9 protein-coding genes and 1 pseudogene are annotated in these 9,956 nt (G+C 64.4%); 5 read left to right on the top strand and 5 right to left on the bottom strand.

Annotated features, from left to right (window positions below):
• Positions 1–451: 451 nt before the first annotated feature.
• The 4 genes and pseudogenes from QMX78_RS07735 to QMX78_RS07720 all read left to right on the top strand — a co-directional run.
• A pseudogene (locus QMX78_RS07735) lies at positions 452–1,294 on the top strand (YihY/virulence factor BrkB family protein); the annotation flags it as partial.
• A 301-nt stretch (positions 1,295–1,595) separates the two neighbouring features.
• Positions 1,596–3,332: a DNA primase gene (gene dnaG / locus QMX78_RS07730; protein ID WP_282268160.1), complete on the top strand. Its 1,737-nt coding sequence runs from the start codon at positions 1,596–1,598 to the stop codon at positions 3,330–3,332.
• A 20-nt stretch (positions 3,333–3,352) separates the two neighbouring features.
• Positions 3,353–3,844: a sulfur transferase domain-containing protein gene (locus QMX78_RS07725; protein WP_282268158.1), complete on the top strand. Its 492-nt coding sequence runs from the start codon at positions 3,353–3,355 to the stop codon at positions 3,842–3,844.
• 18 nt (positions 3,845–3,862) lie between these two features.
• On the top strand, positions 3,863–4,849 hold the full coding sequence (locus QMX78_RS07720) for a bile acid:sodium symporter family protein (protein ID WP_282268156.1): 987 nt from the start codon (positions 3,863–3,865) through the stop codon (positions 4,847–4,849).
• A 247-nt stretch (positions 4,850–5,096) separates the two neighbouring features.
• On the opposite strand, the gene cyoE is transcribed toward QMX78_RS07720, so the two are convergent.
• From cyoE to QMX78_RS07700, 4 genes are all read right to left on the bottom strand, one after another.
• Positions 5,097–5,990, bottom strand: coding sequence for a heme o synthase (gene cyoE / locus QMX78_RS07715; RefSeq protein ID WP_282268154.1), 894 nt, complete (start codon positions 5,988–5,990; stop codon positions 5,097–5,099).
• Between the two features lie 3 nt (positions 5,991–5,993).
• The gene (locus QMX78_RS07710) at positions 5,994–7,157 is read right to left on the bottom strand and encodes a COX15/CtaA family protein (RefSeq protein WP_282268151.1); all 1,164 of its coding nucleotides are present in this window, start codon (positions 7,155–7,157) and stop codon (positions 5,994–5,996) included.
• A gap of 10 nt (positions 7,158–7,167) precedes the next feature.
• Entirely contained in the window at positions 7,168–7,743 is a 576-nt protein-coding gene (locus QMX78_RS07705; protein ID WP_282268150.1) for a hypothetical protein, read from the bottom strand.
• A 263-nt stretch (positions 7,744–8,006) separates the two neighbouring features.
• A complete protein-coding gene (locus QMX78_RS07700) occupies positions 8,007–8,741 on the bottom strand; it encodes an SURF1 family protein (RefSeq protein WP_282268149.1) in 735 nt (244 codons plus the stop codon).
• Positions 8,742–8,798: 57 nt separating this feature from the next.
• On the opposite strand from QMX78_RS07700, the gene QMX78_RS07695 reads away from it, so the two are divergent.
• Positions 8,799–9,017: a twin transmembrane helix small protein gene (locus QMX78_RS07695; RefSeq protein WP_282268147.1), complete on the top strand. Its 219-nt coding sequence runs from the start codon at positions 8,799–8,801 to the stop codon at positions 9,015–9,017.
• Positions 9,018–9,063: 46 nt separating this feature from the next.
• On the opposite strand, the gene QMX78_RS07690 is transcribed toward QMX78_RS07695, so the two are convergent.
• Positions 9,064–9,939, bottom strand: a complete 876-nt coding sequence (locus tag QMX78_RS07690) for a cytochrome c oxidase subunit 3 (protein WP_282268145.1) — start codon at positions 9,937–9,939, stop codon at positions 9,064–9,066.
• Positions 9,940–9,956 lie beyond the last annotated feature (17 nt).

Below are 9,956 nucleotides of genomic sequence, written 5' to 3'. Positions count from 1 at the left end.
TGGGCGACACGCCCCGCCCCGGGCGGGCTTTGTTGTTCCTCCCCTCCAGTTTTTTTGACGGCGCGGCGCCCCCCGCGAAGCTGGCAACGCTGGAATCACCGCCGGTCCGCAACCTGAGGGACCCGTGGCTTCGCGGCTGACACAGCTCCTACATTTCCATGCATTACCGGGAAAGCTCCTTGCCGAGCATGGCTCGGCACTACACCCCCCTCCCTTTGGCCGCAGGCCAAGGGGAGGGCTGGGGAGGGGTTGGCTTCACCGCTTCTGATCTGGATGTGGCTTCGTGGCTGACGCCGCCCCCACATCTGTTGTGCATTTTCGGGAAAGCCCCTGCCGAGCATGGCTCGGCACTACAGGTGTGGGCCGATTTGGCCGCCGAGGACCGCCCTATTCACCCGCTCCGAAGCCCGGCTTTGCTAGAACAGAGCCCTGACTTCACGCGACCTACCTGATGCCTGCAACCCGCCCCACCCTGCATTCGCTCAAATCCCGGCTGGAGCTGCTCCAGCAAAGCCTGCCGGCCGCCCTTCTGCGCCGCTTCGTCGAAACCGACGTGATGACCCAGGCAGCATCACTGGCCTTCTATACCTTGCTGTCGCTGGCGCCGCTGCTGGTCCTGCTGCTGTGGCTGACCGCCTCACTGTACCCACCTGCGCAACAGACACTTATCGAGCAGATCGGCTCGCTGGCAGGCCCCAGCGTCGCCGAGGTCGCCCGCACGGTGATCACCAATGCCAGCGAGCAGCCGGACCTGGGCTCGTTTGCCGGCATCTGGAGCCTGGTCCTGCTGTTCATCGGCGCCACCGTGGTATTCGCCCAGTTGCAGGCTGCCCTGAACCTGATCTTCCGTACCGATTCCAAGCGCTTCGAAGGCATCTTCGGCTGGCTGAAGAAGCGGGTGTTCTCGGCCGGCGTGGTGCTGGCACTGGGCTTCCTGCTGATCGTGTCGATGGTGGCTACCACTGCCCTGCAGGTGATCTTCTCGCACCTGCCCTCGGCGCTGCCGGCGGTGGGCTATGTGACCACCCTGTTGTTGTACGCACTGGGCTTTGCCTTCCTCTACCACTACCTGCCGGACCGACCCGTGGACTGGCGCCAGGCCTTTCTCGGCGGTGCGATTACCGCCGTGCTGTTCACCCTGGGCCGCTATGCGATTGGCCTGTACATCGCCAATGCCGCGCCGGGCAGTGCTTATGGCTCGATGGGCACGCTGGTGATCATGCTGGTGTGGATCTACTACGCCAGCGTGGTGTTCTTTGGCGGCGCACTGATCACCGCGGTGATCGATGAGCGGGCGTATGCGCGGCGGAAGGTGGCGGCTGCGGAAGTTGATGCTGGGGCTTTGGACTGACGGCAGAGCAAAAGCTGGAGCCAAAGCACCCCTCCCCGGCCCTCCCCTTGCCTGCGGCAAAGGGAGGGAGCGAGCTCTGCCCCCTCCCTTTCGCGCATCGAAGGGAAGCGCTGGGGAGGGGTGGCTCTTACCGTTGACTTAAAACCATCAAGCCCAACAGCCAGCCAGCGCCAGCCCAGCCTAGTACACTCCCCTTCCCCCTTTCATCGCGCCCCGCCAACCGGCGGCGCTGTTCATTTGCCGCATGGCCCGACTTCCCGACGCGTTCATTGACGACTTGCTGGCCCGCACCGACATCGTCGAAGTGGTGGGCTCACGTGTGCCGCTCAAGCGCCAGGGCAAGGAATACGCGTCGCGCTGCCCCTTCCATGACGAGCGCTCAGCCTCGTTCACGGTCTCTCCGACCAAGCAGTTCTATCACTGCTTCGGCTGTGGCGCGCACGGCACCGCGATCAGCTTCCTGATGAATTACGACCGCCTCGAGTTCCTCGATGCGGTGGACGAACTGGCCAAGCGCGTGGGCATGGAAATCCCACGCGAAACCAACGCACGCACGCCGCAGCAGCAGGACGACAGCCGCGACCAGTATTCTGCGCTGGATGCCGCCACCCGCTTCTTCCAGAAGCAGCTGGAGGGCAACGACAAGGCCCGCGCCTACCTCGATGGCCGTGGCGTCGATACCGATACCCGCGCGCGCTTCTCCATCGGCTATGCGCCGGATGGCTATAGCGCGCTGAAGGACGCGCTGGGCAAGGACGAGCGGCGCATGAAGCTGCTCGAACGCGTCGGCCTGTTCTCCAAGAACGACCGTGGCCACGTCTACGACAAGTTCCGCGACCGGGTGATGTTCCCGATCTTCGACCGCCGTGGCCGCGTCATCGCCTTCGGCGGCCGTGTGATGGAAAAGGACGACGGCCCCAAGTACCTCAACTCGCCGGAAACCGCGCTGTTCCACAAGGGCCGGGAACTGTACGGCCTGTGGCAGGTGCGCCAGGCCAACCAGAAGATCGAACGCCTGATCGTGGTCGAAGGCTATATGGACGTGGTCAGCCTGTTCCAGTTCGGCGTCACCCAGGCGGTGGCGACGCTGGGCACGGCGACCACGCCCGACCATGCCGAGCTGCTGTTCCGCAACGCGCCCGATGTGTACTTCTGCTTCGACGGTGATGCCGCCGGTCGCCGTGCCGGCTGGCGCGCACTGGAGTCGGTGCTGCCGCGCATGAAGGATGGCCGCCAGGCCTTCTTCCTGTTCCTGCCCGATGGCGAGGACCCGGACACCATCGTGCGCAAGGAAGGCGCCGACGCTTTCGATGCACGGCTCAAGCAGGGCACGCCGCTGTCGCAGTTCTTCTTCGACGAACTCAGCCGCGAAATCAACCTCGGCACGCTGGACGGCAAGGCACGCCTGGCCGAACGAGCGAAGCCGATGCTGGCGCAGATTCCCGATGGCGCCTTCGGCGACCTGATGAAGCAGGAGCTGGCGCGCCTGACCGGCATCGGCAGCACGGCAACAGCCGCCGCGCCTGCAGCGCGGCCACCGATGCGCAACAACGCGGTTCCCGCTCAGAAACGCAGCCTGGTGCGTGCAGCCATTGCCATCCTGCTGCAGCAGCCCTCGCTGGCAATGAGCCTGGAAGGTCACCACGCCATCGGCGGCCTGCGCCTGCCGGGCATCGAATTGCTGGTCGAGTTGTTGAACCTAGTGCAGCAGCGCCCCGACATCAGCACCGGCGCCCTGCTCGAACACTTCAACGAGCGCGAAGAACAGGCCGCATTGCACAAGCTGGCCGCGCAGGCATTGCCCGGCGATGAAGCGATGTGGGCGCAGGAACTGCAGGACGCCGTACTGCAGCTGGAGAAGCAGCTGCTGACCCAGCGCCTGGACGAGCTGCAGGCAAAACAACGCCAGCAAGGCCTGGACGACACCGACAAATACGAACTGCGCGAGCTGCTCAAGGCCCGCGCCAGCCTGCGCCTCTGACATCTGCAAGGGAGCACTGCATGTACACCTACCGCCTGTCACTGCTCCTCTCGCTGCTGCTCGCCGCCAACGCCTACGCTGGCGATGCAACACTGCGCCAGCCGCGCCCGGACCTGATCACCGCCGGCCAACCCAGCGCACAGCAGCTGCGCGACGCTGCCGCCAATGGCGTCACCACCGTCATTGATCTGCGCCGCACCGATGAAGATCGTGGCTACGACGAAGCCGCCTTGGCCGAACAACTCGGCCTGCGCTATGTGCGCCTTCCCATCGCCGGTGCCGGCGACATCACCGAATCCAACGCACGCACGCTGGACCGCCTGCTCAAGCAGGACGGCGGCAAGACCCTGCTGCATTGCGCCTCCTCCAACCGCGCTGGCGCCTTGCTGTCGGTGATCGAAGCACGCGTCAACGGCGCTGCGATGGACGATGCCCTGAAGTTCGGCCGCGATGCGGGCATGACTTCGCTCGAGCCCGCTGTACGCGCTGTTCTGGAAACACCCACACCCTGATCAGGAGGCATTGCCGACATGACCCGCTGGTGGTCGCGACTGCGACCGGACAACTTCACCCTCGCCCTGCTCGCCACCGTCGCCTTGGCCAGCGTGCTGCCGCTTACCGGCGCCGCCGCCAGGGGCTTCGACCACTTCACCGATATCGCCATCGCCGCGCTGTTCTTCCTGCATGGCGCGCGGCTGCCGCGTGAGTCCATCGTCGCCGGCCTGCTGCACTGGCGCCTGCATATCACCATCCTGGCCTGCACCTTCGTGCTGTTCCCGCTATTGGGATTGGCGATGAAGCCGCTGGCCGGGTGGGCACTGACGCCGGAGCTGTTCATCGGCGTGCTGTTCCTGTGTGCGCTGCCCTCAACCGTGCAGTCTTCGATTGCCTTCACCTCGATTGCCGGTGGCAACGTGCCTGCAGCCGTGTGTGCGGCTTCGCTGTCCAGCATCCTCGGCGTGTTCCTGACCCCGTTGTTGATGACCGTGCTCGCAGGCTCGCAGGGCGGCATGGCCAACCCGCTGCATGCGGTGGGCGCGATCATGCTGCAGTTGCTGGTGCCATTCGTGCTTGGCCACCTGCTGCGGCCGTGGATTGGTGGCTGGATCGAAAAGCGCCGCGGCCTGCTGCGTTACACCGACCAGGGCACGGTGCTACTGGTGGTCTACGCTGCCTTCGGCGAATCGGTCAGCGAAGGCCTGTGGAGCAAGACCCCGCCGCTGTCCTTGCTGGCTGCTGCGCTGGTTGCGATTGTGCTGTTGGCCATCGCCATGCCCGGCATCACCTGGCTGGCACGGCGGCTGGGCTTCAACCGTGCCGACCAGATCACCATCATGTTCTGCGGCTCCAAGAAGAGCCTGGCCACCGGTGTGCCGATCGCCAAGGTGCTGTTTGCCGGCGGCAGCCTCGGTGCGATCGTGTTGCCGATCATGATCTACCACCAGATCCAGCTGATCGTCTGCTCGATGGTGGCGCAGCGGTATGCGAAGCAGAACGCTGAAACAACGCAGCAATAATCGACACCGAAGTTGGTGGTGCCGAGCCATGCTCGGCAGAGACGTTGCCCGTGATGATGCAGGCTTGCGGTTGTTGTAGGAGCGGCGTGAGCCGCGAAGCCACCAATGCATCCGATGCGCATGCACACTGCAATCAAACATTCCATGGTTGCAGTTCCTGCCGTAGCCGGAACGACCATCAGCTTCGCGGCTTACGCCGCTCCTACAAAAGAAAAGGCCGGCTAATGCCGGCCTTTTCATTGCTCGATCACAACCAGGGCAGCAGCCAGTGGTCGATCAGCAGGAAGGCGAACAGCGCCATCAGATACACGATGGAATAGCCGAACATCTTCATGTTGAACATCTCGTCCGGCGGGTTCTGCATCTTCCATGCGTACCAGAGGAACACGATGTTCAATACCGTCGCGCCCCCCAGGTAGAACATGCCGCTCATGTCGATGGCCACCGGCAGCAGCGTCACCACCGCCAGTACCACCGAGTACGCCAGGATCTGCTTGCGGGTATGTGGCACACCGTGGGTCACCGGCAGCATCGGGATCTCGGCCTTGGCGTAGTCAACGCGGCGGAAGATCGCCAGTGCCCAGAAGTGCGGCGGGGTCCAGATGAAGATGATCAGCACCAGCAGCGAGGCATAGGCCCAGTCCGAGCTGCCCTGCATGCCGGTGATCGCCGCCCAGCCCAGCAGCGGCGGCGTCGCGCCAGCCAAACCACCAATCACGATGTTCTGCGAGGTCGCGCGCTTCAGGTAGACGGTGTAGATCACCGCATAGCCAATCAGCGAAGCGAAGGTCAGCACCGCGGTGATCACGTTCACCCACAGCACCAGGATGGTCATCGACAGCGCGGTCAGCGCGCCGGCAAACACCAGCACCTGCCGCGGCGAGACCTTGCCGACCACCAGCGGGCGCCACGAGGTACGCGCCATCTGCGCGTCTATGCGCGCGTCCAGCAGCTGGTTGATTGCCGCCGCGGCCGAGGCCGAGAGCCAGATGCCAAGGAAACCGAGCAGCCCCGTCACTACCTGCGCGGTGGTCGGCAGGCCCGGAATGGCCAGGCACATGCCGACCAGGGCGGTGAACACAATCAGTGCCACCACCTTCGGCTTGGTCAGGTCCCAGTAATCACGCCATGTTGTACGCATCATTCACTCCGGGGCGCGCAGCCGCGCCAGCAGCGTGACCAATACAAACAACAGGGCAACCGCACCGCCGCTGTGCATCACTGCAACGGCCAGCGGCAATGCCAGCTTGACGTTGAGCACGCCCAGCGTGACCTGCAGCAACAACAGCACGATCACGGCGCTTGCCCAACCGCGCATGCCCGGCAGGCGGAACATGCGCACCGACAGCACCAGCAGATACAGCGCCACCAGCACCGCGAACATCCGGTGCGCCATCTGGATGGCGATACGCGAGGCGCCATCGAGCACGCCGCCTTCGTAATCCACGCCGATGCCACGCCACAGGGTGAAGCCTTCGCTGTAATTCTGCTGCGGCCACCACTGGCTGACGCAGCGCGGGAAGTTGTCCAGCGAGGCACTGCCACCGCCGCAGGCCAGCGCCGCATAGTTGGCGCTGACCCAGCCGCCGAGCGCGATCTGCAGCACGACCAGGGCAACAGCGCCACGCAGCCACCAACGCAGGCGCGGCGCCTCGGCCAGGGTGATCGGCAGGTGCGTTGCCTTCCACGCCATCCACACCAGCATGCCGAACATCAGCATGCCGCCAAGCAGATGGCCCATCACCACGATGGGCTTGAGCAGCCAGGTGACCGTCCACATGCCCAGCAGGGCCTGGAACACGACCACCGCCAAGGTCAGCACGGCCGCGCGCGCCAGATCAATGTTGGACCAGCGCAGCGCCGCCAGCAGCAGGATCGCTTCGCCACCGATGGCGAGCACGCTGGAAGCCACGTGTTCGCCGCGCATATAGAGAGGTATCGCGAGCGCCACCAGCGCCGAGGCAGTGACGATCTGGGCAATGCCGTGCTTGCGCCGGCGTGCCGCCAGCAATGCCAGGGTCAGCACTTCGACGCCAAGCAGGCCGGCCAGGAAACGGTGCACCTGTTCACGCCAGGCCTTGTGGGTCTCCAGCGGGCGGATCTCGCTGGCCACGTGCTGGGCGGCTTCCATCTGCGTCTGCGGCCAGGTCACGCGGCCATAGCAGGTAGGCCAATCCGGGCAGCTCAGGCCGGCGTCGGACAGGCGCACGAAGGAGCCGAACATGATCGTGCTCGCCGTCATGATCAGTGCGAACCACGCCAGTCGGTGGAAATTGCGGTACAGCGCCGGACGCGCGGAGGCATTCATCGAACGGAACTCACATCAGTTTCAACAGCTTGGATAGATCAGCCCGCAGTCCACCCGGTTCAAAACCCGGCGCATAGCGGAATACCACAAAGCCATTGGGATCAATCACATACACCGGGGTGCCGGCCGGGTCATCAACCCCCGGCAGCTTGCCCCGGAACGCAGGCTGGGGCTGCAGCACCTTCAGTGCCGGCGTCGCAGCCACCTGCTCAGGCGGCGTACCCAGCCACAATATCTCGACATTATCCGCGTTATGCCCGAACAACTGCCACACCTTGTCCAATTGCTGCGACAAAGTGACGCAGGCCGGCGCGCAGTCAGCCGGCGGTGCCAGCAGGATGCGCCAGTGGCGCTCGCCAGGGTTCCAGTCGTAGGCCTGGCCGCTGGCCAGGTGCAGCTGCTCGCTGCGCAGGTCCAGCGCCGGCTGCAGCAGTTCACCATGATGGCGGTTGATCTGCGGCGTCCAGCCCGAGAAGCGCAGGATGCCAGCCAGCGCCATCGAGCCGAAGAACATGGCGAAGATCAGCAGCAATACCCGGCGACCGCGGTTGCGGGTGGCGAGCTGGTCGGGGGTGAGTGCGTTCATGGCTGGGTTCTTTTCGAGCTGGCGATGGGGAGTGGCTGGGTGCGAAAGCTGGAGCAAAAGCTGGAACTAAAGCAAAGGCTGGAGCAAAAGCACCCCTCCCCGGCCCTCCCCTTCACCTTCGGTGAAAGGGAGGGGGAAATTCAACGGCAAAGGCAGAGACGACGGCGAGGCGACCTGCCCCCTCCCTTTGGCGTAGCCAAGGGGAGGGTTGGGGAGGGGTGCTTTGGCCGTGGCTTCTGCTTAGCCATTGCCCTTGCTCCAACCTACCCCCCATTCCCAGCTCCCACCTTCCGCCGCTTCTTGAACTGCAACACCAGCGCAATCAACAACACCGCCAAGGCCATCGCGAACCACTGCACCGCATACCCAAGATGCCGCGAAGGCGGCAAGGTATTCGGCAGCAGATCCAGATCTCGTGCATAGCCCAGCGGCAAGGCCGGATCCAATCGCAGCACCTTCGGCGCCAGCACGGCGCCGTCCAGTCCGAGCTGCGCGGCAATCGCCGGCAGGTCGATCCGTGTCGCCAACCAGGTCTGCGGTTGCTTGGCCGCCGTCAATGCCGGGCCCAAGGCAATGCCAGTTGCCGGCGCAGGCGCCCACAGTCCCTGCAACGCCTGGGTGCCCTGCTCTGCGCTGATCGTCGGCATGCTGCGGTCAGCAGGCAGCGGCAGCCAGCCCAGATCGACCAGCACGACGGCTCCGTCGGCAGCGCGCGCAGGCTGGTAGACCTTGATGCCAGCGCGACCTTCCCGCAGTTGGTTGTCCAGCAGCACGCTGCCGGGCAGGAACTGCAGCTGGTCACGCACCCAATGCAGGGAATCCGGGGCGGCGGCGGCCTGCGCCAGGCTGAGCGCGGCGTCGCGACTCGGCGGCAACTGCGCAAGCAGGGCCTCTTTCTGATGCATGCGCTGCAGCTGCCAGGTACCCAGCGCGCAGAACAACGCGGCCACCAGCACGGCCATCGCCCAGCCGAAGATGGCCGTGTGCTGTCGCGTCATGACAAGCTGCCGCCAAGCGGGTGATATAGCACTGCCCTTCCACCCTTCGAGCCACGCATGAATGATTCGTTGAAGACCTTGCTGGTAATCGCGTTCTTGATCGTCATCGTCTGGAATCTTGGTGCCGGCCTCTATTACCTGATGATCGATCGCGGCCAGACCAAACGGACGGTCAATGCGTTGACGCGGCGTATCGCGCTGTCAGTGGTGCTGATCCTGCTGGTTGCGCTGAGCATCTACATGGGCTGGATCAAGCCGCATGGTGTGGGCGGTTGAACATCGCAGCAGCCGCACTGCATTGCAGCGCGGCTGCCGACGCTTGTTACAGCACGTAGACAAACAGGAACAGCATCAACCACACCACGTCGACGAAATGCCAATACCACGCGGCCGCTTCAAAGCCAAAGTGGTTGTCGCGGGTGAAGTGTCCCTTGGCCGCACGGAACCACATCACGATCAGCATGATGGTGCCCAGCAGCACGTGCGCACCGTGGAAGCCGGTCAGCATGAAGAAGGTGGAACCGTAGATACCCGAACCCAGCGTCAGGTTCAGTTCCTTGTAGGCGTGGATGTATTCCTCGGCCTGGAAGAACAGGAACACGCAGCCCAGCAGCACTGTCGCCCCCAGCCAGATCAGCAGCTGCTTGCGGTTGCCCGCCTTCAGCGCGTGGTGGGCGATGGTCAGGGTCACGCCCGACGTCAACAGGATCAGCGTATTGAGCAGCGGCAGGCCCCAGGCCGGAATGGTCTGGAAGGCGCCACCGATATCGGCCGGGCCATTGGTCGGCCACGCAGCCGAGTAGCCGTCCCACAGGTATTCGTTGGTGAGTACGCCATGGCCTTCGCCGCCGAGCCAGGGCAGGCCCATGTTGCGGGTGTAGAACAACGCGCCGAAGAAGGCAGCGAAGAACATCACCTCGGAGAAGATGAACCAGATCATCCCCATCCGGAACGAGCCATCCACCTGGCGGTTGTAGTTGCCGCCCTCGGATTCGCGGATGACATCACCGAACCACAGGAACAGGGTGAACACCATCATCGCCACCCCGATGAAGAAGGCCGCGCGGCCCCAGCTGGCGTCGTTGAGCCAACTGGCTACCCCGACCATCATCACCAGCATCGCGATCGATCCTACAAACGGCCATTTGCTGCTGCTTGGCACGAAGTAGACATTGGGATCAGGGGTGTTATGGGCCATGGCGTTGCTTCCGGGTC

The sequence above is a fragment of the Stenotrophomonas sp. PS02298 genome, from assembly GCF_029959445.1.
Taxonomy (GTDB): domain Bacteria; phylum Pseudomonadota; class Gammaproteobacteria; order Xanthomonadales; family Xanthomonadaceae; genus Stenotrophomonas.
This window is presented reverse-complemented; position numbering and strand designations above follow the sequence as displayed.

Bases quoted from the DNA above. Each gene is read 5' to 3' on its own strand.
- dnaG (WP_282268160.1), top strand. From the start codon at position 1,596: ATGGCCCGACTTCCCGACGCGTTCATTGACGACTTGCTGGCCCGCACC.
- QMX78_RS07725 (WP_282268158.1), top strand. From the start codon at position 3,353: ATGTACACCTACCGCCTGTCACTGCTCCTCTCGCTGCTGCTCGCCGCC.
- QMX78_RS07720 (WP_282268156.1), top strand. From the start codon at position 3,863: ATGACCCGCTGGTGGTCGCGACTGCGACCGGACAACTTCACCCTCGCC.
- cyoE (WP_282268154.1), bottom strand. From the start codon at position 5,990: ATGCGTACAACATGGCGTGATTACTGGGACCTGACCAAGCCGAAGGTG.
- QMX78_RS07710 (WP_282268151.1), bottom strand. From the start codon at position 7,157: ATGAATGCCTCCGCGCGTCCGGCGCTGTACCGCAATTTCCACCGACTG.
- QMX78_RS07705 (WP_282268150.1), bottom strand. From the start codon at position 7,743: ATGAACGCACTCACCCCCGACCAGCTCGCCACCCGCAACCGCGGTCGC.
- QMX78_RS07700 (WP_282268149.1), bottom strand. From the start codon at position 8,741: ATGACGCGACAGCACACGGCCATCTTCGGCTGGGCGATGGCCGTGCTG.
- QMX78_RS07695 (WP_282268147.1), top strand. From the start codon at position 8,799: ATGAATGATTCGTTGAAGACCTTGCTGGTAATCGCGTTCTTGATCGTC.
- QMX78_RS07690 (WP_282268145.1), bottom strand. From the start codon at position 9,939: ATGGCCCATAACACCCCTGATCCCAATGTCTACTTCGTGCCAAGCAGC.